Consider the following 21,483-nt stretch of genomic DNA (forward strand, 5'->3'; position numbering starts at 1 on the left):
TCAGAATCCGTTCCTCGCCCGGCGGCCCGACGACTGCCGTTCCTCTCATTTTACCCTGGCCACACCACACCGAAAATTATGAACGCCAAAATAGCTCCCCCCGGGAAATCCATCCGGAGATTATTTCTCCTCGCCTCCGCCCTCTCCGTTCTTTCCGCCCTCCTCGCCGCCGGCTGCTCGAAACAGTCCGGCTCCGCGACCGCGCCCGGAGCGTCGTCCGGAGAAAAACGCACCTATCGCTTCGTTGTCATCCCGAAGGTCGTCCACCCGTGGTTCGACAAGGTCAACACCGGAGCCCGGGCCGCCGCCGCCATGCTCTCCGAACAGACCGGCCACAAATTCGAGATCGACTATCGCGCCCCGCAGACGGCCGACGTGGTCGTGCAAAACGAAATCCTCGAACGCTCCATCGCCACCAGACCCGACGGCATCGCCTTCGACCTGCTCGACGGCGAAGGCAACCGCGCCGTTCTCCAGGAGGCGCTCAACCGCAAGATTCCCGTCATCCTCTTCGACTCCGAGGCGCCTCCGGGCATGCAGCTCTCCAACGTCGGCAGCGACTACGCCGTGCAAGCCGAACTCGCGGCCGAGCGCCTCGCCAAGCTCCTCAACTACGAAGGCGAGGTCGCCATCATGCAGGGCGTGCCGACCGCGCCCAACCACCGCCGCCGGGCCGAAGTTCACCGGGAGGTTTTTGCCAAATATCCGAAGATGAAAGTCGTCGCCGAAGGCATCGACAACGATGACATCGAGACCGCCCAGAAGGAAGCCGCCCGCATCATCTCCGCCCATCCCAACCTTCGCGGCTGGGTGTCGTGCGACGCTGCCGGCCCCATCGGCGTCGGCCTCGCCGTCAAGGAAGCCGGCAAGACGGGCAGGATCCTCTCCGTCGGCCTCGACGACCTCGCCCAGCTCATCCAGCTCATCAAGGAGGGCGTCGTCGAATCCTCCTCCTCCAGCAAGCCCCACATGCAGGGCTACTGGTCGGTGATCTGCCTCTGGCTGCAGACGCAGGGCATCACCACGCCCGAAAAACTCGACACCGGCGTGAGCTTCATCACCCGCGACATGACAGAAAACTACAAGGACCTCTGACCGGCAACCACGCGACCGTAGCTGCGAACGCCGGACGCCTGTCCGCACGTTCGCAGCGCTACGCCTGACCCGGCCCCTCATCCTTGATTCTTGATTATTCATTCTTGATTCTTCATTAGCGCCCGCAGGGACGCGCGCCCCCCCCCCATGGCCATCATCGAAGCACGCGGCATCCTCAAGCGGTTCCCCGGTGTCGTCGCCCTGCGCGGCCTCAACCTCGCCATCCAGCCCGCCACCGTCCACTGCATCATCGGTGAAAACGGCGCGGGCAAGAGCACCTTCGTCAAAATCCTCACCGGCGTCTACACGCCCGACGAAGGCGAGGTCATCATCGACGGCAACGACGCTCTCCATCACCCGCACCTGTTCGAAAAAATCGCCTACGTGCCCCAGGAGCTGAGCCTCTTCCCGCACATGACCGTGGCGGAAAACCTCTTCATGCCATTCTCCCGCTCCGGCATCGACGGCTGCCTGATCACCGGCTCCCGCCTCAACAAGGCCGCCCTCCCCTGGCTCGAAAAATTTCACCTCGACGTGCGCCCTTCCGCGTTCGTGCGAAACCTCACCGTATCGGAACAGCAACTACTCCAGATCGCCCGCGCCCTCACCAACCGCCACGCCGAGGCGCTCATCCTCGACGAGCCCACCACCTCGCTCACCGACCGCGAGGCCGAGCGGCTTTTCCGGATCGTCCGCCAGCTCAAGAGCGAGGGCCGCTCCATCATCTTCATCTCCCACAAGCTCGACGAAATCTATGCCATCGGCGACGACATCACCGTGCTGCGCAACGGCGAGCAGGTCGGCCACGCGCCCGCCTCCGCAATGAGCCAGCGCCAGCTCATCAGCCTCATGTCGGGCAAGGACATCGACCTCGACGAAATCTTCCGCCCCGCCCGCCCGCCCGGCGACGTCGTGCTCGAGGTCAAGGGACTCGGCGGCCCCCGTTTCCGCGACATCTCGTTCACGCTCCGCGAAGGCGAGATTCTCGGGTTCGCCGGCCTCGTCGGCGCCGGCCGCTCCGAGATCATGCAGACGCTCTACGGCTACCTCCCGCAATCCGGCGGCGAGGTCCACATCAACGGCGACGACCGCCCCTGGAAATTCCGCAATCCCACGCAGGCCCTGCGCCGCGGCCTGCTCTACCTGCCCGAGGAACGCAAACTCCACGGCATCCTCCCGCACCTCAGCGTGCGCCAGAACATCGGCATCTCCGTCCTCCGCGAAACCGCGCCCCGCGGCTTCATCTCGCTTCGCAAGGAAGCCGAGGTCTCCCGCGAAGTCATCGGCACCTACGAGGTGAAGACCGCCGGTGACGACAAGAAGATCGTCTTCCTCAGCGGCGGCAACCAGCAAAAAGTCATCATCGGCCGCGCCATGCGCACCGTGCCGAAAGTCCTCATCTTCGACGAGCCCACCAAGGGCATCGACGTGAAGGCCAAGGCCGACATCTACCGCATCATGCGCCGCCTCGCCGAAGAGCAGCGCGTCGGCATCATCCTCGTGTCTTCCGAGATGAAGGAGCTGCTCAAGTGCTCCAGCCGCATCGTCACCATTTACCACGGCTCCAAAACCGGCGAATTCGACACTGCCACCGCCACCGGCGAGCAGATCCTCGGCGCCATCATCGGAGTCAAGGAACCCGCGCACACATCATGAGCAACCATCCCTCCATCGGCAGAACTCTCAACGGCAACGGCTCCTTCTGGCGCGCGTTGTTCGGCAGCCAGATCATCGGCGTTTTCGGCGTCCTCGTCGTCATCGTCGTGGTCTCGCATTTTCTCTCGCCGCATTTTTCCACGAGCTACAACGCCGGCATCATGATGCGCACGTTCGCCTTCGCCGGACTCGTCGCTCTCGGCCAGTGCCTGCTGCTCCTGCTCGGCGAGCTCGATCTCTCCATCGGCGCCATCGCCGGCCTGTGCGCCGTCATCGGCGGCAAGCTCATGGTCGACGCGCAGATCAACCCCTACCTCGCCTTCGGCCTGTGTATCATGCTCGGCATGCTCTGCGGCATGATCAACGGCATCATCGTCACCACGCTCCGGCTCAACGCCCTCGTCGTGACGATCGGCATGACCGGCATCTACTCCGGCACCAACCTCGTCATCACCGAGGGCAAGGCCATCGTCGGCATTCCCAAGGTCATCCACTTCCTCGGTCAGGGCGACATCGGCGGCATCCCGATGCCCTTCATCATCCTGCTCGTCGTGGGGGTCATCGTCACCGTGCTCGCGCTCTGCACGCCGTTCGGCCGCTACATCTACGCCATCGGCAACAACCGCGAGGCCGCCCGCATGCTCGGCATCCGGGTCAATTTCGTGCGGGTGTCGTGTTTCATGATCGCCGGCGGTCTCGCCGCGCTGGCCGGCATGCTGATGGTGGCCCGCCTCGGCTCCGCGCAACCCTCCATCGGCAACGTCTGGGTGATGGCCTCCATCGCCGCGCCCGTCATCGGCGGCATCGCCACGACCGGCGGCATCGGCAACCCGATCGGCGCGCTCATCGGCGCGGCCATCATCGGCGTGATCGAAAACATCATCGTCCTCTTCGGCGTGTCGCCCTACTGGCAGACCATCGTCAGCGGCGCGATTGTCGTGCTCGCCATCTCCTTCGACTCGATCTCCCGCAATTTTCTCAAAAAGGAAGGCGGCTGAAACCGGCTGAAAACGCTTGCGGCGGAGCGGCGGCATTCCTGCCGCTGCGACGAGGCGCGGATGCGCCTCGCCCCGAATGCGGTGTGCAACCCGTCACCGCGTCGCGCTGTGCCCTGCGTCGTGCAACCGGTCTTCCGGCGTAATTGATCAACAGATACCGCCCGTCGCGCCTGCCGCCCTGCCACGCCACTCACCGGTCACGTCCACCGACTCCTTTCCCCTCATGAAAACCCGATTCCTCCTCGGCACCAACTGGAAGATGTTCAAAACCAATACGCAGGCCGCCGCCTGGGTGACCGGAGTGGCGCGGCTGTTCACCGGCTTCTCTCCGCCGCCCGGGTTGTTGTTGTTTGCCATTCCGTCGTTCCCCTCGCTCGTGCCGGTGCGCGCGCTCGTCTCGCATCACCGCCTGCCATTGCAGATCGGCGCGCAAAACGTCCACTGGGCGCCCGAGGGAGAATTCACCGGCGAGGTCTCGATCCCGATGTTGCAGGATATTCCGGTCGATCTCGTGGAGATCGGTCATTCCGAACGTCGCCACAAGTTCGGCGAGACGGACGAGGACGTGAATCGCAAGACGCTCGCCACCCTCGCCGCCGGTCTCACCGCGCTCGTCTGCATCGGCGAAACGGGTGCCGAAAAACGGCGTGATTCCGGACGCGCCCTGCTTGCCCGCCAGCTCGACGCCGCCCTCCGCGGTGTGACCCCGGAGCACCTCTCCCGCCTTCTCGTCGCCTACGAACCGGTGTGGGCGATCGGGGAACAGGGCGAACCCGCCACGCCCGACTATGCTGCCAGCCGCCACGCCCTTTTGCGCGCCCTGCTCGCCGCGCGTTTCGGCGACGCTGCGGCCGCGCGCGTGCCGCTTCTTTACGGAGGCAGTGTCAACACGGACAATTACCTCGACTACGCCCGGCTCGCCGACGTGGACGGCCTCTTTGTCGGCCGCGCCGCCTGGACACCGGAAGGCTTCGTGGCGCTCGCCCGCGGTCTCACCGAAAAGATCCTCTCCCGTTCCTGACGCGGATTGCTTGATCAAGACCAACCGCGAATGAACCGGGGGCGGCTGTGCCGCAACCGAAGGGGCAGAAAGAATGGCCACGAAAAACACGAAAAAACACACCGCGCATGAAATCCTCCATCGCGCTTATAAGCGCGCGGGAGATTCACGTCGGGCAGACGGAAATTTTGTTTTTTGTGGCCATCCCGGTTTGAATCCGGACTGCATCCACACCGAGGAAAACCGTGCGCGGAAGTGTATGATTTCCCTATGGGACAGGATCATTTTGAATTAAACCGCTAAAGGACGCTAACGGACGCTAAACCGGTTTTCCCGATTGTCCGGTTTTTAGCGACCGTTAGCGACCTTTAGCGGCCTCCCTCTCTTCGGTTGCCGCTCTGCCGCTCCGTGTTCATTCGCGGCTAAATAACCACTGATCAGGCAGCATTGGAACAAGGCCGGATCGTCGGTCGCCATCGCCTCGCCTCCCTCACCCGTTCGCCCTCCCCTGCGCCGTCGCGCCATCGCGCCAAGACGCGCCGATCAGTGTCGCGCGCGGAAACTCCGGTACACCCTCCTCGCGGCCGTGCATCATGCTCACCAGCATGTCCACGGCGGCCGCGCCGGTCAGGTCGTTGTGCTGGTCCATGCCCGCCCAGTCCATCGTGCCGCGGCGGCGTTCCAGTTGCACCAGGCCGATGTCGCGCGGCGCCTCCACCCCGAGGTCGGCGAGCCAGTCGCGCACGCGCCGGTAGAGCGTCAGGATCGCATCCGGCCGCACACGCCTGAACCACTTCGCAAACACCGCCGGGTTCTCGCGCGCCTCCCGCACCTGAAAAAACCCCGGCAACCGCCGCGCCGCCGGCAACGCCTGCTGCCCCACCCACATGCCCGCGCTGAACCGCCGGTCCACCAGCAGATCGATGTGCTCATCCACGACCAGCGCCGGCCTGCGGTAGCCGAGACGCAGCGTCCGCGCCATCGCCTCCATGACCAGCGCATGGTGGTCCACACAGCAAAACGACAACGTCGGCCCTTGCGTGCGCACACCCGTGACCACGCACGGATAATGCGGCCACAGGCTCGCAAATCGCGCCGGCAACACATTGCCGTGCATGAGCCCGGTCACGACGATCCCGCGAATCCCGCGCGCCCGGAAAATCCGGTGCAGCCGGTCGCCGTTCGCTTCGGGATTGTGCAGCCAGAATTCGTCGAACTTGTAACCGTGAAATGCCGCGCGTTCGTGACACCCGGCCACATACACCGGGATCGTCGGATGACGCTCGAAGGCATGCGGGTCCTCGTTGGCATTGACCAGCGCCAGCGTCCGGCGAAAGGCCGGTGCGTGCTCCTTGCGCAGTTCTCCCATCAGCTCCGCCACGACGGGATTGCGCACATACCCGAGCCGCGCCGCCACGGCCTCGATCTGCCCGCGCGTGGCGGCCGGGATCTGCCGGTCGCCGCGCAACGCCAGCGACACGGCGTTCTTGGAAACCCCCGCCGCCGCCGCCACCGCCGCCATCGTCACACGCTTCGTTGCCATGTTGCGGTGTCGTTATCCGGAAATTCCCGGGAACGCCAGACTCCTGTCTCCCTTCTCTCCCCGCTCCTTGGTCGAGACGCGTATTCCCCCGCCGAGCCGATGCGCTACGTCTGACGCCTTGATCGTTCCACCAAAAAATTGACGGAGGACGCTGGACGCATAATGTGGCTCAATGCCTGTTTCCACGACACTTTCCCGGGAGCTCGATCGTTTGACCGCACGCGAGAAGGCCGCTCTGGCCGACCATTTGTGGCGACAAGCCGAGGCGGCGAGGGTGGATGCCACGCCTGCCCAACTCGTCCGTCTTGGTGCGCGAGCGAAACAGGCTCTCAAAAATCCCGGATCAACACGTCCGCTTGGTGATGCCGTTCGCAGCCTCAAGCGATGAAAAAATTCAGGAAAGCGGAAGGCTACGCGACGGATTTGCAGGAGGCTTACGACTAGTATCGGAGCTACAGCAGACTCGCCGCCGAACGCTTCCTGTCCTGTTACGAGGAAGCCATCGCAATGGTCACAAGGAGTCCTTACATTTGTCGTCCCCGCAAACATGGCTGGCGGCAGATGATTATCCGCCAGCACACGAGCTACTCCGTTTTTTATCGGGAGCTTGAGACCATGTGGTTGTTGGGAGGCATCCTTTCCACGTTGCGCGATCCCGACATGTTGCAGGCGCGGCTTTTGATTCGCGAAGTTCAGAAAATGTAACCTCTGCGCATTACCTGCCACCCCCGTTGCGGGCCTGACAGATCCTCACGCCACGGCCACCGCCGAGCTGCGCACGACGAGTTTTCCCGGCACCGTTACGACGACGTTGTTGCCCTGCAAGTCGAGCGGACGCGCGAGCAGCAACCCGGCGGCGAGGCGTCCCATCAAGTCCCAGTCGGGCCCGTAGCTCGTCACCTTGAGCGAACGATCCTGAGCCACCAGATTGTCGAACGCCACCATGCTGCACTCCTCTGGCAGCTTCCACCCGCGCGCGAACATCTGGTTCTGGAGCGTGTAAGCCATGCTGTCACTGGAGCAGGCGATGGCGGTGAAGCGGCGTAGCAGATCATTCGGCACCTCCTTGGTCTCCGGCGTGAAATACACCTCGGATGCCAGTCCTGCCCGATGCATGGCCACGACATAGCCATCGGCACGCTCGCGGAAAATCTGCGTGCGTGAATCCGCGCTGCCCACGAACAGGATTTTTTTGTGGCCCATCCCGATCAGATATTCCGTTGCTTCGCGCATTCCGCCGGCGTTGTCGGCCACGATGCGCGGCAGGCCGCCGCAACTGATGAAACTGCTCACCGCCAGCGCCGGCGTGTCACCCAGCAACCGCGCCGCCGCCTCCGTGTAGCGGCCAAATAAAAACACGCCGTTCACCGTCCGGTTTTTGACGAGCAGGGGGATGTCGCCTGCCGCAGGTGTTTCGATCATGGTTTCCACCTCGCGACGCTGGCACTCCTTTTGCAGGGCAAGAAAAATACTCCGTCGCACATCGGACCTGAGCAGGTCGGCCTGATGCGCCTCATCGCTTTCGTAGAGCAGGATGCCGACCCGTGTCGGGTGCCCGTTGCCATTGCCGCCGGACGTCTCACGAAAAATTCCGGTGCCTCCCATCATTTGGGTGCGCGCCTGAAATTTGGTGTAACCGAGTTCGCGGGCTTTCTGGAGGATGCGGCTCTTGGTGTCGGCAGCCAAGTCCGGGTGATCGCGCAACGCTCGCGAAACCGTGATGACGGAAAGATTTAGCGCCTTGGCGATCTGCTGTTGGTTCACTTTCATGAAAATTACCGGTAAAAATTTTCGCATCCAAAGCAACATGGAAATTGAAACCAGATCATAAAAATCGGATCCACAAGCCATCGTCACATCGTAACTTATTGTAAATGAATAAGAAAAAATCCAGTAAAATTTATAAAAAATACCGGCAGAAAAACTTGACTAATTACCGGCATTTTGCGTCATTTTTTACCGACAATCCAACAAGGCAAACCCAACCCTACAGAGAAAGCATCAAAATCTCATGAAACCATATCTCCAAAATTCCCATCCAGTCCCTTCACGGCTCGCCGCGACCGCCTTGACCGCCTTTTTGGTGGCGGTGGCCCTTCCCGCCATCAATGCCCTCTCCATCAGTCAGTCAGCGACGGCTCCCGATACAAATGTGATCGCAAGCAGCGGCTCCACGACCCCGCATGCGTCGGCTAATGTGCAGTACAACCGCAGCGCCAATAGTGACCGGTTTGGCGGGTTCCTCTTCAGTCTGGCGGGTGCGGCCGATCTGGGGGCGGTGACGGTTTATGTGCATTCGTACGGTTATGATACCGCAAAGAATCCCAATCCTGAGACGACGGCGGCGTTCTCGGTTTCCATTGTGGCCTTCAACAGCGAGATTTCAGATGAAGGATCGCACACGATTGGGGAGCCCGGAGCATCCTGGACCACCCCTCCGGCGGCTCCCACGCTTTATTCGACCGTGTATTCGGAAACAGTGACCATGCCTTCCAGCCTGGTGGCGGAGCAGTTCCTCACGTTCACTTTCTCAAATTCAGTTTCACTGGCGGCGGGGACGACGTATGGGATTGTGTTCCACTGGCTCGACAGCACCGCAGGAAATAGCATTAACATTCGTTCTGCAGGCACGGCCAGCTCGGCCCGAAATTTCCGAACGACTTGGGCGAGAAGCAGTGGCGTAGTGACCCAATATGATACCACGGTGGAGGCAGCGACCACCAGAGAAAGTCTTTTCATCCTTCAAAGTGCCACTTCCAATATACCCGAGCCTGCGACCAACGCGGCACTTTTGGGAGTTGCCGCGCTGGTCGGAATCGTGGCCTGCCGCTTCCGCCGTCGCTCTTCCTGATGTTTGGTTGACGAGATGTCCGTGATGGCCCTCTCGTCGATTTTATCCCCTGTATTCCCCCGATTCCCCAGTATGAACAATCACAAGCACCGCGCATTTACCCTCATCGAGTTACTGACGGTCATCGCTATTATTGGCATTTTGGCGGCAATCGCTTTGCCGACAATCAGCCATGTGCGCGAAACGGCGAAAAAGGCGAAATGCATTTCCAACCTGCGTCAAATCGGCGTTGCGCTGCAAGCGTTCGCCAGCGACCACAAAAATCAAATCATGGGACGCCAATACAAAGCCGAGTTCAAAAGCGACGGCGTCAGTGCGACCTATACGCACTGGTATCGACGGCTTGGTCGAGAGGGCTACGTTAGCAAGGGCAATCAACATGGCGACTCGGATATTTTTCTTTGTCCATCCATCGCGCCAAGGTCCTTGAGTGATCTGGCGGTGTCGGATACCGATGTATTGAATGGTCGCTACGGGATGCGGATGTGGGGTCCGGAGGGTGACAACGATACCTACAACAAAGCCAAGGACGGCGATGGGCTGTTGCCCTTGTCGGCGATTGAGTCACCGGCAGATTTTTTTCTCGTGGCCGATTCGTATCGCAACCATGCAGGCTTGGAGCCGGTGCAGGGCTATTGCATCGGCCAGGGTGACGACCAGTGGCGCGTCGGGCTGCGCCACGGCAACCGTGCTCATGCGGTTTTTGCCGACGGACATGTCGCCGCCAAAGACCGCGAGTATTTTGAAAATGTCCACTCTCGCCAGAAAAACGCGCATTCCAGCGTCGTGAACAAGGCGTTCAAAGTGTGGCCGGAGTGAGGTTCGCTTTCTCCCGAGTGGATCTGACCGGAATCGAATGCGGTTGAAGGTAGGTTTCCCATTTTTCCATTTCCATTATTCTATCATGAAAATATCTCCTATTGTCATATTCATTGCGGCCGCGATGCCGGTCATGGCCGAGCCGGTTTCTGTCCCCGAAAATTTTTGGCGGGTGCCTGCGCAAACGGGCCGCTTCGTCACGCTCGCGGCAAGCTGGGATGCCGTGCGCGATTTCACCAGTGAAGAGCGAAGTCGCAACAGCAATGGCATTAACGATTTGCTCAACAATGCCCGTTTCAGCGCGGATTTTGCATCGGGCAATTCGCTGGCCGGCGGATACGGAATCGCGCCGTTAAAAGACGGTGTGAACCAGCAGGGAATCATTGTGACCGAGCCCGGCGGGCATCTGCATTTCACCGGTGGCAGCAACCTGAATCCGGACGCGGCGACGGTGCGGTTCGCGGCGAAAGGACAATTTTGGGAACGCGGACAGTTGATGACGCTGTTTTCCGCGCGCCGCGAAACGTTCAGCATCGAGATCGTCAAGAAAGCGGACGCGCTTGCGCTGATTGTCCGCAAATTCCAAACCCCCAATTCGCGGGAGAAAAAGCTTGGCACGTATTGGAGCACGATTTCGGAAGTCACTCTCCCCTTGCCTGAAAATCTGGATACGCAGGCATGGCATTCTGTTGTCGCCTCGTGGGACGCGAAGGCGGGCACCGGCCTGATCGCGCTCGACGGCGCGGGCGAACGCGGGGCGTTGACATTTCCTAACGACAAACGCGGCACGCTCGTGATATTCCTTGGCTCCGCTGCCAAGGTGGGCGCGCATGCGTATGCCATGGATGCGAACAGCCTCCAAGGAACGGCGTTTGATGAATTGCAGATCTGCAACCAGCCGCTCGACCGCTTGCTGGCCTTTGAAAAACTCCCCCCTCCCCCCCCCTTGCTGGTGAAAGCCGAGCAGGGCGCGCGCACTTATTTTGCGACGCTGGAAAAAATACAGCGTTTTGGCGGCTGGCAGAACATGTATTCATGGCCCACGTTGCTCGGCAGTGACGCGCAGGGCCGCGAACTGATTTCGTATGACAACGTCATCAGCAATGACAAATCGCGCGGCACCGCGCTCATCGCCGCCCACTTGCTCTACGGTTACGAAATTTTCAACGATCACCACTACCTCGACCTTGCCCGCAAGACCGCCGATTTTTACGTCGCCGTCCAAATCCCCGAAGGCGCGTGGCTCTACATCTACAACGTCGGCGTCAATCGAGTCGAACCGCGCGAAAAGGCGGAATACAAATTTCAGGACAGCGTGCAGAGCCACCCGCTTTATCTACTATGCTACATTTACCGGCTGACCGGCGAGAAAAAGTATCTCGAGGCGGCGATGCGCGCGGGGGAATTTTATTTGAGCGCGCAAAATCCGGACGGCAGTTGGTCGCACCACTACGACATCAAGGCGAAGTGCGGACGCACCGCGCGTGGCCTGCCCAACGGCGGCGAGATCAACGACCTCGCGATGAACGACGCCATCGACGTGATGACGCTGATGTGGCATCTCACGAAAGACCGGCGTTATATCGACGCGATGAAACGTGCCGGCGACTGGCTGTTGAAGGCGCAACTGCACGGTGCGGTCAACGGCTGCTGGGCGCAGCAATACGACAACCAAATCCGGCCTGTCTGGGCGCGTGAATTCGAGCCGCCCGCGATGTCGCGCACCGCCACCGCCGACGCTTGCGAGGCGCTCGCCGGGCTGTATCGAATATCTGACGATAAACGCTACCGCGACGCCATCACCCTGTGCCGCGACTGGTTCGCCAAAAACATCAAAGGCAGCAAAATGTTTGATTACTACGAGGTGGAGACGGGGCGCCCCATCATCGCGCATCAGGACAGGATTTACCATCTGGACGACGAGGCAGAGGCGAAGGCGTATGCTGCGTTTTTCCGCGGTGTGCCCGCCCGCTCCGATTGGCAGGTCCCCGACATCGGTGGTATTTTGAGGACGGCGGTTTACCCGGTCGTCGAAAAACCACTCGACGAAGCGGGCGCGGCGGCGATGTTGCAACTGACGCAGGCGCGTGGGAAGTTGGCGGCGGACACGCAAAACGAGGCGGGCATGTGGGTGTTCCCGAAAATCGCCGGTTCCATCGATTCCATTGGCGCGGCTTTCATTCCGGGGCACGCCCGTGCGCTCATGCTGCTGCAATACATTGATGCCGCCCGCACGGTGCGCGGCGAGTTACCCCTGGCTTATCGTGGGGGTTCCTATCCGCATGGATTGGGGGATACAAAGAATCTGGCCCTCCCAACCAATTGGTATGAGGTACCGTGGAATCAATAATGCTACCATGTCTCCACGCCTGAACTACGGCGTGGTGATCGGCGAGGTGGAGTGGCGCACGACGAGTTTTCCGGGGACGGTGATAACGAGGTTTTTGCCCTTGATGTCGAGCGGACGTGAAAGCAGCAGTTCCGCCGCCAGCTTGCCCATCATGTTCCAGTCGGGCGCGTAGCTGGTGACTTTGAGCGTGTGGTCCGCGGCATCAATGTTGTCGAAGGCGACCATGCTGCACTCGGAGGGCAGATTCCAGCCGCGCGCACGCAGGGGCTCCTGGATGTCGTAGGCCTGTGCGTCGCTTGCACAGACGAGCGCGGTGTGGCGGCGGATTTCTTCGTCGGACAATTTTTCGTTGGCGACCAGAAAACGCACCGCTGGTGCGAGTCCGGCACGGTGCATGGCGACCACGTAGCCGTCGGCACGCTCACGGAAGATCTGTGTGTGCATCTCGCGTTTGCTCACGAAGAGGATTTTTTTGTGGCCGAGCTGGATGAGGTGTTCGGTGGCCTCCCTCATGCCGCGTGCGTTGTCGGCGACGATGCGTGGCAAACCGTCGCACTCGATAAAACTGCTGACCGCCAGCGCTGGCATGTCGCCGAGCGTGCGGATGGCCTCCGGCGTGTAGCGTCCGAACAAAAACACGCCGCCCACGGTTTGATTTTTAACGATCAGGGGAGCATCGCCGGGTAGTGGAGTCTCAACTACGGTTTCGACTTCGTGGAGCTGGCATTCGCGTTGCAGGCCGAGAAAAATGCTCCGCATCACGTCCGACCTGAGCAGGTCGGTGTGCGGGCTTCCGTAAAGCAGGATGCCCACGCGGCGTGGCATGCCACTGGAGTGCATGGAAGGGTTGTTGTCCGCGATGGCCAGATGAGCGGCGCTGAGGCGGGGCGGGGGTTTCACATAGCCGAGTTCCTGAGCTTTCTGGAGAATGCGTTTTTTGGTGTTTTCGGCGAGGTCCGGGTGGTCGCGCAATGCCCGGGAAACCGTGATGACGGAGATATTCAGGGCATCGGCGATCTGTCGTTGACTGACTTGCATGTCGATTACCGGTAATCGAAAAAATGTAAGCTTCAATCAAATTCTAGAAGATTGCTGATATTATCGCTTCCAGACAGGGAGTTACTTCAATTTTCTATATTAACATAATTACCATCAATATATTATAAACTTTTATATTTCCCGGAAATATGGATTGACAAGTTGCCGGTAATGACCGATCAATACCGGCACACCAGTCAATCCAATGAACCCCGAACATGCCCTTACCCTCATCAAACCGCTGTCGCGACGCGAGCCTGAGCAGGCTCAGGTTCTCACAGGACTCCGTCCTGTTAGTTCCCCTTCTTCGGCCTTCACGCTGATCGAATTGCTCACGGTCATCGCCATCATCGGGATTCTGGCGGGCATCATGATTCCCGTTGTCGGCAAAGTCCGCGAATCGGCAAACGCGGCGACGTGCAAATCCAACCTCCGCCAACTCACCTCCGCCGCGCTCCTCTACGCGCAGGACAACCGTGGGTATTTCCCCAGTAAACGCCTTTACAACACCTCCGCCCACAGCGAGCCGGGCGTGCGCGATTACATCGGCGCAAAGCAGTCGAAAGTCTTCACCTGCCCGACCCTCGCGCGGCAATTCCCGATCAAGGAAAATGTCGTCACGAGCGAGGGCGAGCACACCTACGGCGTCAACGCGGGGGTCGTCCCCGAATACGAGAACAACCTCGTCAAATCACCGCAAAGCCGTGCGCAAATCCTCTGTAAAATTGACGCTGTTACGCAGCCCTCGCGCACCCTCTTCATCCTCGACGGCTCGTGGAACGCATCGGGGCAATACTTCGACAACGCCATCTCGCCCTTTCAGGGCAGCAACGCGTTCCACCAGTATTTCGACAACCTCAAATACCCTCACAAAAACCATGAAAACGTCGCTTTCGTTGACGGACACGTCGAGCAACTCCCGCTCGAAAAACTGAATGACTACACCGCCACCATCTGGACAGGCCAATAGACTGCCCGCCTCCCCCCCCTGTTTTTCACCAGAAACAACCCAAACCACACATGAAGACCAAACCCGAAACCTTCGCTAAACCCGCCAGCCGCCTCGCCACCGTGTTTGCCGTCGCGACGCTCGCTCTCGTCATCACCGCCGCCGCGCCGAAAACCGCCCACGCCGCCGCGACCATCACCGAAACCGTTTTCTCCTACGATTTCCAGAACGCCACCGTCGGAACCCCGCCGCCCAACGGCGGCACGACCGGCGTCCTCGTCAAATACGCCACGCGCCCCGACGGCGGCGTTGTGGGTAACGACAATACCACGCTCGTCTCGACTGCCGGAGACACCGCCTCGTCCGCCACGACACCCGTAACGCCCGCCGACCCCTTCGGCGGCTCCGGCAACCGCTCCGGCTACCTCTGGTATCACAAACAAACCTCCAACTCCAAGATGCCGACCTTGCAGTTCACCCTACCCGATTACACCGCCGTCGCGCCGCTCACCACGGGCACCCTGAGCTTCGACTTTTACATGCCGACGCCGGTGGACGGCACCGGCATCATGGAAGTCAACATCATGCCCGACACCAGCAGCTCCGACGCCACCCGCGCCACCTCGCTCGTCTCCTTCCAGGTCCAGGGCAGCACCACCGACGGCTACGGCACCGTTTACATTTACACAAACGGCGAGACCAGCGGCACTCAGGCTCGCGCCACCACCGCCACCGTCTCCTTCGACACCAAACACACCTTTGCCATCACATGGGACGCCGCCAACGACACCTTTTCAATGAAACTCGACGGCACGATTGTTGAGCGCAACGTCAGTGGCTCGCTCGTCAGTTCCTTCGTCTCGACCACCGATCAGGCTGGCGCCGCCGCCGTCCGTTTCACGACCGCCTCCGGTGGCGGCAACACCAGTGTCGGCTATTTTGTGGACAACATTCTCGTCACACACGAAATCCCCGCGTCCGTTCCCGAACCCGCCACAAGCGCCGTCGTTCTCGGTGTCATCACCGCCGCGATTGCCGCCGCCACCCTGTCCGCCAGAAAAAACAAGCCTTCGGCATAATGAACAACTTCAGCGGGCGGCACTTATGCTGCCAATACCGTCTTTTCTTCATCCTCCTTGCGTTCCTGCCTCTGCCCGGCTCCGCGCTCGCCGCAACCGGGCAACCCCGCCTCGAAATATACCCCACTTTCGTCAGCGCAGGCATTTACCTCAACGACCTCACCGCCGGGACGCCCGAGCATTTCTCCGCCAATGTCCGCTTCCGCAAAATCGGCAACAGCGACCGGACCAGGGGGGGGAGGGAGGAACTTGCTGCCGCCGCGTGGCAAGACGCTTACGAGCTCACTTACCATCCCGCCGACCATCAAGCCCGCGGCATCCTCGCCAACCTCGCTTCTGCCACAACCTACGAGGTATCCGTAACCTACACGGACTCCGGACGCGCCGGCACCGCCATCGCGACATTCAGAACACTTTCGGACGACGTTCCCGTTGCCAAAACCATTACCCTCACCCCCGCCGACCTCGCAAACGGTTTTACCATAAGCGAATCCGGCACCGCCGACGGCTATCTCCGTTACACCGCCCCACCCGGCGTCACCCTGATTGGCTCCATTCAGAAAACTCAGGCAATCCTCTTGATCAAAGCCAATTACATCATTCTGGAAAACCTGACGCTCGAAGGAGGCAACTACAACGCCATCAGCATCATTGATTGCGAACACATCCGCATCCGCAACTGCGACATTTCCAACTACGGCACCGAACGCGTGTTGCCCTTCGACACCAGCGGCAGGCACAGCGTTTATCGCGACAACGGACGCAACATCAACAACCAGGCCGGAATCATGATTCGCGGCGGAAGCGACATCGTCCTCGAACGCAACTACATCCACGATCCGAAAAGTCGCGCCAATTCCTGGTTTTACTCCCATCCCGCCGGACCCAACGCCGTGTTTCTCGGCGGCGCGCGCGGCGTCGTCTTGCGCTACAATGATTTTGTCGGCAGTGATTTGCACCGCTGGAATGATGCCGTCGAAAGCAACATCAACGGTGACATTCGCGGCGGCCCCTGGAAAGACGCCGAAATCTACGGCAACTATTTCGGCTTTGGCAACGACGACGGTATCGAACTCGACGGCGGTCAAATCAATTGCCGCGTTTTCCGAAATAAATTTGAGGGAACACTTTGCGGCATCAGCACCGCTCCCTGCCTGCGCGGCCCGTCGTTCATCTTTGAAAATCTGATCGTCAATCTGCGCGACGAACTCGGCACGGCTAACACCGCGCTCAAGAACAATTACAGCAAGCGCGGCGATGGCAAAATTCTCCTCTTCAACAACACCATTGTGACCGATGTCGATGCGGTTTCGGGCTTTGGAAAAGGCGACCCCGACCGCGTTTCCGGCAACCTCAAATTCGTCAGCCGCAACAACATTATTCAGGCTGCCAACATCTTTGCAGGCGGCGTGTTCCGCGAAAAAACCTCGGTGGATTACGACCTTCTCAGCCTGGTTCGCCCGCGCACAGACGTGGATGTTTTTGCCCGCCTGGACCAGGAAAAGCAGGAAACGCACGGTTACCGACAGACCGCCCCGTTTCGCGACGCCCCAAACGGTGATTTCCGCTTGCAGCCCGAAGTGCGTGAAAAATTGCGCGGTGAAAAAATCCCCAACTTTTCGCCTGACGGAAAACTTGGCACCGCTTTGGCCATGCCGGAGCGTCCGCTCGATTTCGAGATCTCCGCCGCCGAAGTTCGCCTCGACCTGCAAACAACAAACGCGCAACTCACGCTCACTCCGAAAATCGAGCCGCCCGCCAGGCGCGAAAACACGCGCATCGAATTTTCAATCGTTCAACCCGTTGCGACGAATTATTTTGCCGTCACACCCTCGCACGGCGTCCTGGAAGCAGGAAAACCGGTCACCCTTACAATTGACACAAAAAGTACTTACAAAGACGTCAAGGACGCGCGATTGCACAGCGGGGCGTTTCTGATTCGGATGACCAACGGCTTCTCGCGTCCGGTCACCGTTTATTTCGATAATCGCGCCGACGATGCCAAAGTCAAAACCCGCCGCGCCAACGTTATTTACGGCAAAATCGAACCGCCAGGCGAAGATGAACGCCAAGGCCCAAACAATAAAACCCCCGGCAAGTCCGCCTCCTGCAAACTCGTTTTCGATCTCACCCCCGACCAGGCGGGCAAGTATTACCTTTTCGGACGTTTCAAGAATCGCGTCAGTCGTATTTTATTGAATGATAAAATGATGTGGATTCGAAGCGGAGAGCAGCAATTGGGTCGCGAGATTCCGAACGTGCCCTGTTGGGGCAACATCGGCCTTCCGCAAGGCGCAACCAACGCGCCCTTCGTGTTGCTTGCCGGACGCAACGAATTTGTCCTCGCGCCTGCCGAAAAACAACCGTTCGAAATGGATGCTGTTGCGTTGGGCAAAGAGCCGGAGGATTTCCTCTACGCTCCGGCAAATTTTGCCAGATGAAGAGTTAAATAGAGCTCAAAGAATGAATACTGCAAAATATAATTCCTGTCTGGCGCATGTTTGTCTGTTTCTGTCCGTCGCTTTTTTGTTGGCGTCGGTCCATGCTGTGCCCGCTGCGGCCGCGCCGCTCAAGCTTGCCATTATTGGCGATTCCACGGTTTGCGATTATCCGCTTTCGCAGGCCAAACGCGGCTGGGGGCAACTCCTGCCGGAGTTTCTGCCCAGGGGGACGCAGGTCATCAATGTCGCGCGAGGCGGAGCGAGCACCAAAACGTTCCCTGCTGACCGCTGGCAACGCGTGTTGTCATCGAAACCCGACTACGTTCTGATCCAGTTCGGTCACAACGATTCTCACGCCAAGGACAAACCGGAATCCACCGACGCCGCCACCGACTACCGCGACAACCTCCGGCGCTACGTGCGCGAGGCTCGCGATGTCGGCATCAGGCCAATTCTCGTCACTCCCGTCCGCCGACGACTCTACAAAAACGGCCACCCAACCACCGAACTCGCCCGCTATGCCGACGCCATGAAAGCCGTCACCACCGGGCTGGGTGTACCTCTCATCGACCTGCACGCCACCAGCGGCGAGCTGTTCGATCGTCTTGGCGAAGACGGGAGCGAGGCCTTCACCGTCAACAAACCCGACAACGCCGACCGCCCCGGCAAAGGTGACCGCACGCACTTCACGGAAACCGGCGCCCGCGAAATCGCCCGTCTCGTCGCTGCCGGTCTGGTCGAAATCGACGCCAGGCTGACTGCACCGGCCAAGTGAGTCGCCTGGTGATTCGTTCAGCCAGAAGCATTCGAAACGTTTTCGCCACCCGGAATCTTGCTCCCGGCGAACAAGTCACCTGGACCCGTGTCTGGCGGTTCGGGCAACAAATCCCATGATCACATCCAACAATACCGCTGTCCGGAACGACCGGTTCATTGACGTGGACGTCGCCCTGATCGGCGTCGGCATCGGTGGGGTGGCCGCCTTGCAGGCCCTGCTCGAAAAGGGACTTCGCGTGGCCGCCTTCGAGGAATACGCCTGGATCGGCGGACAGGTGAGCAGCCAGGCGCTGTGCGTCCTGGACGAGTTCCATGATCCCGTATCCGAAAAAATCGGATACAGCCGGCGTTATCACGCCTTCCGCGAATCCCTGCGCGATTTCTACCGGAAAAATTTCCGGCTCTCGAAAGGCGGGGCAGCCCAGCTTTACTTCAATCCCGGCAACGCCATGAATTCCTTCATGGTAGCCGAACCGCATGTCGCCCACCAGGTGCTGCGTGAAAAATTCGCCCCTTACGAGGAAAGCGGGCAATTACGACTTTTCTGCGGGTGGGTTGCCGCGTCGGTCCGGCGCGACGGACATCGCCTGCTTTCAGTCACCTGCCGCAATCTTCAAAAACCGTCGGAAACCGTGGAGGCACGCGCGCGTTTCTTTCTCGATGGCACGGAGGCAGGCGACCTTTACCCGCTCATCCCCGTTCCGTTCCGCCTCGGCGCGGATGGCCGCGAGGCATTCGACGAACCTCACGCGGAACCGGAAGCCAATCCACAGGGTATCCAGAGCAGCACCGTGTGCTTCGCCGTCGAATACGTGCCCGGCGGCGATTTCCGCATTCCCAGGCCGGCTGATTATGACGAGTGGGAACACGCCTGCGGTCCCTTCCGTCTCGACGCCCCCGGAGCCTCCCGCGAAGAGCCGTCATTGATGTTTCGCCGAAAACTCGGTCGCAATGGCCGGATGGTGCCCCCTGCGTTCTACTACCGCTGCGTCATCGACCGGCGCAATTTCGACGATCCGAAGCGTCCTTTCAGCCGCGCCATCATCAACTGCGCTTGCAATGATTTCGCCCTGGAACCCATGGTTGGCGGACGCCCCACCCATCTTGTTTACGAACGGGCCAAGGCGCTTTCGACCGCCTACTTTTACTGGCTGCAAAACCATGCTCCGCGCGATGACGGCAAAGGCGCTGGCTACCCGGAATTGCACCTCTGCCCGGAAATCACCGGCACGCCCGATGGCATGGCGATGGCTCCCTATATCCGTGAAGGGCGCCGCCTCTGCGCCTGCACCACCATTCTCGAACAGGACATCGCCCGGGCCAATCAAACCGGCGCCCGCGCGCGCCACTACGACGACTCGGTCGGGCTTGGGGGATTCATCATCGATGTGCACAAACGTTGCCTCGCCCGGTCCGTCTTTTCCGGGGGCGTGACGACCAATCCTTACCAGATACCGCTCTCTGCGTTGGTGAGTCCCGGACTGGAAAATTTTGCCGTGGCCGGGAAATGCATCGGCACGACGCAAATCACCAATGGCGCTTATCGGCTCCACAACATCGAATGGGCCATCGGCGAGGCCGCGGGCGAACTGGCCGCGTTTTGCCTTTCCCGGTCAGGTGCCTCCGGGTTTCCCCTGACCGGACGGGCGCTGTTTGACTATCAGCGGGAACTCATCCGGCAGGGGCTACCGGTCTTCTGGTATGATGATCTGCCCTTCGATCATCCGGCCTTCGAGGCGATCCAGCTTTTCAGCGTGCGCCGCATCTGGCCCGCCGATCCTTCGCACCTCCGCGCCGACGCGCAGCACAGCGTGGCGCGTTCCCTGAAATCCGTGGAGACTTTTTTTCAGAACCTTGCCGCGCTTGGAGCCGATCCGGGGGACATCCCCGAAATCACCCTCGTTTGTCATGGCACGCGCAAGGAAGACTTGCTGGTGCGGATGCTTCGCCATCTCGACGACAACGGCTGGCCCGACGCTGCTTTCGGTGATACAGGGACGCTCCGGACCGCCGGGGCAAGCGAGGCCGGCATCCCCGAGGCGCTGGCTTGAAGACCAGCGCCCTGGCTCGCCCGTTCTCCCCGATCAACAGGTGGACAACCTGTATCCAAAAAAACATACTATGAAACAGATACCGTTCGGGATACTGACAGCATGGGTCGTCACGATCCCAAACTGTTTCCTGCCGATCGCAGGCGCGGCAGATCCTGCCGGAGTCCGGTCATCCGCTCCAGTCAGGCTTGCCCTCATCGGTGACTCCACAGTTTGCGACTACAATTCCACCTCTGCCAAACGTGGCTGGGGACAGCTTCTGCCCGAATTTTTGCCGAAGGGTACGCAAATCACCAACCTCGCCCGCGGCGGGGCGAGCACGAAGACGTTTCCGCCCGACCGCTGGCAACGCGTCCTCGCCTCCAGACCCGACTACGTGCTGATCCAGTTCGGTCACAACGATTCTCACGCCAAGGACAAACCGGAATCCACCGACGCCGCCACCGACTACCGCGACAACCTCCGGCGCTACGTACGCGAGGCTCGCGATGTCGGCATCAGGCCAATTCTCGTCACTCCCGTCCGCCGACGACTCTACAAAAACGGCCACCCAACCACCGAACTCGCCCGCTATGCCGACGCCATGAAAGCCGTCACCACCGAGCTGGGTGTACCTCTCATCGACCTGCACGCCACCAGCGGCGAGCTGTTCGATCGTCTTGGCGAAGACGGGAGCGAGGCCTTCACCGTCAACAAACCCGACAACGCCGACCGCCCCGGCAAAGGTGACCGCACACACTTTACCGAAACCGGTGCCCGCGAAGTCGCCCGTCTCGTCGCCGCCGGCCTGGCCGGAATCGAACCTCGCCTGGCGGTGACATCCCGTTAATGTTTGC

Annotated in this window: 16 protein-coding genes and 1 pseudogene; 14 read left to right on the forward strand and 3 right to left on the reverse strand. The window is 60.4% G+C overall.

Annotated elements, in window-relative coordinates; translation table 11 throughout:
• Nucleotides 1-78 precede the first annotated feature (78 nt).
• From OPIT5_28215 to OPIT5_28230, 4 genes and pseudogenes are all read left to right on the forward strand, one after another.
• Nucleotides 79-1,095 (forward strand): sugar ABC transporter substrate-binding protein, encoded by a 1,017-nt coding sequence (locus OPIT5_28215; protein ID AHF93510.1) that lies wholly within the window; start codon nt 79-81, stop codon nt 1,093-1,095.
• A 147-nt stretch (nt 1,096-1,242) separates the two neighbouring features.
• Nucleotides 1,243-2,751, forward strand: coding sequence for a sugar ABC transporter ATP-binding protein (locus OPIT5_28220; protein AHF93511.1), 1,509 nt, complete (start codon nt 1,243-1,245; stop codon nt 2,749-2,751).
• A gap of 107 nt (nt 2,752-2,858) precedes the next feature.
• Nucleotides 2,859-3,749: pseudogene (locus tag OPIT5_28225) on the forward strand (ABC transporter permease).
• Between the two features lie 223 nt (nt 3,750-3,972).
• A complete protein-coding gene (locus tag OPIT5_28230; GenBank protein ID AHF93512.1) occupies nt 3,973-4,770 on the forward strand; it encodes a triosephosphate isomerase in 798 nt (265 codons plus the stop codon).
• A 469-nt stretch (nt 4,771-5,239) separates the two neighbouring features.
• On the opposite strand, the gene OPIT5_28235 is transcribed toward OPIT5_28230, so the two are convergent.
• Nucleotides 5,240-6,271 carry a LacI family transcription regulator gene (locus OPIT5_28235; GenBank protein ID AHF93513.1) on the reverse strand — a complete coding sequence of 344 codons (1,032 nt, stop codon included), beginning with the start codon at nt 6,269-6,271 and terminating at the stop codon, nt 5,240-5,242.
• 582 nt (nt 6,272-6,853) lie between these two features.
• Here OPIT5_28235 and OPIT5_28240 point away from each other — a divergent pair.
• Nucleotides 6,854-6,997, forward strand: a complete 144-nt coding sequence (locus OPIT5_28240; GenBank protein ID AHF93514.1) for a hypothetical protein — start codon at nt 6,854-6,856, stop codon at nt 6,995-6,997.
• A gap of 45 nt (nt 6,998-7,042) precedes the next feature.
• Here the strand turns inward: OPIT5_28240 and OPIT5_28245 are convergent, their stop codons facing one another.
• The gene (locus tag OPIT5_28245; protein ID AHF93515.1) at nt 7,043-8,062 is read right to left on the reverse strand and encodes a transcriptional regulator; all 1,020 of its coding nucleotides are present in this window, start codon (nt 8,060-8,062) and stop codon (nt 7,043-7,045) included.
• Nucleotides 8,063-8,303: 241 nt separating this feature from the next.
• On the opposite strand from OPIT5_28245, the gene OPIT5_28250 reads away from it, so the two are divergent.
• From OPIT5_28250 to OPIT5_28260, 3 genes are all read left to right on the forward strand, one after another.
• Nucleotides 8,304-9,143 (forward strand): PEP-CTERM motif protein, encoded by an 840-nt coding sequence (locus OPIT5_28250; GenBank protein ID AHF93516.1) that lies wholly within the window; start codon nt 8,304-8,306, stop codon nt 9,141-9,143.
• 72 nt (nt 9,144-9,215) lie between these two features.
• Nucleotides 9,216-9,962 carry an N-terminal cleavage protein gene (locus OPIT5_28255; GenBank protein ID AHF93517.1) on the forward strand — a complete coding sequence of 249 codons (747 nt, stop codon included), beginning with the start codon at nt 9,216-9,218 and terminating at the stop codon, nt 9,960-9,962.
• A gap of 85 nt (nt 9,963-10,047) precedes the next feature.
• A complete protein-coding gene (locus tag OPIT5_28260) occupies nt 10,048-12,312 on the forward strand; it encodes a pectic acid lyase (GenBank protein ID AHF93518.1) in 2,265 nt (754 codons plus the stop codon).
• Between the two features lie 24 nt (nt 12,313-12,336).
• Here OPIT5_28260 and OPIT5_28265 read toward each other — a convergent pair whose 3' ends face one another.
• Nucleotides 12,337-13,350 (reverse strand): transcriptional regulator, encoded by a 1,014-nt coding sequence (locus OPIT5_28265; protein ID AHF93519.1) that lies wholly within the window; start codon nt 13,348-13,350, stop codon nt 12,337-12,339.
• A 205-nt stretch (nt 13,351-13,555) separates the two neighbouring features.
• Between OPIT5_28265 and OPIT5_28270 the strand changes: the two genes are divergently transcribed.
• The 6 genes from OPIT5_28270 to OPIT5_28295 all read left to right on the forward strand — a co-directional run bounded on the left by OPIT5_28270 (nt 13,556) and on the right by OPIT5_28295 (nt 21,476).
• A complete protein-coding gene (locus OPIT5_28270; GenBank protein AHF93520.1) occupies nt 13,556-14,320 on the forward strand; it encodes an N-terminal cleavage protein in 765 nt (254 codons plus the stop codon).
• Nucleotides 14,321-14,370: 50 nt separating this feature from the next.
• On the forward strand, nt 14,371-15,378 hold the full coding sequence (locus OPIT5_28275; protein AHF93521.1) for a hypothetical protein: 1,008 nt from the start codon (nt 14,371-14,373) through the stop codon (nt 15,376-15,378).
• A complete protein-coding gene (locus tag OPIT5_28280; protein ID AHF93522.1) occupies nt 15,378-17,819 on the forward strand; it encodes a hypothetical protein in 2,442 nt (813 codons plus the stop codon). Before OPIT5_28275 ends, OPIT5_28280 begins: the two co-directional genes overlap by 1 nt.
• A 22-nt stretch (nt 17,820-17,841) precedes the next feature.
• On the forward strand, nt 17,842-18,594 hold the full coding sequence (locus OPIT5_28285) for a pectate lyase (GenBank protein AHF93523.1): 753 nt from the start codon (nt 17,842-17,844) through the stop codon (nt 18,592-18,594).
• 115 nt (nt 18,595-18,709) lie between these two features.
• Nucleotides 18,710-20,647 (forward strand): FAD-dependent oxidoreductase, encoded by a 1,938-nt coding sequence (locus OPIT5_28290; GenBank protein AHF93524.1) that lies wholly within the window; start codon nt 18,710-18,712, stop codon nt 20,645-20,647.
• A 70-nt stretch (nt 20,648-20,717) separates the two neighbouring features.
• Nucleotides 20,718-21,476 carry a pectinesterase gene (locus tag OPIT5_28295; protein ID AHF93525.1) on the forward strand — a complete coding sequence of 253 codons (759 nt, stop codon included), beginning with the start codon at nt 20,718-20,720 and terminating at the stop codon, nt 21,474-21,476.
• Nucleotides 21,477-21,483: the final 7 nt, after the last annotated feature.

The sequence above is a fragment of the Opitutaceae bacterium TAV5 genome, assembly GCA_000242935.3.
Lineage (GTDB): Bacteria > Verrucomicrobiota > Verrucomicrobiia > Opitutales > Opitutaceae > Geminisphaera.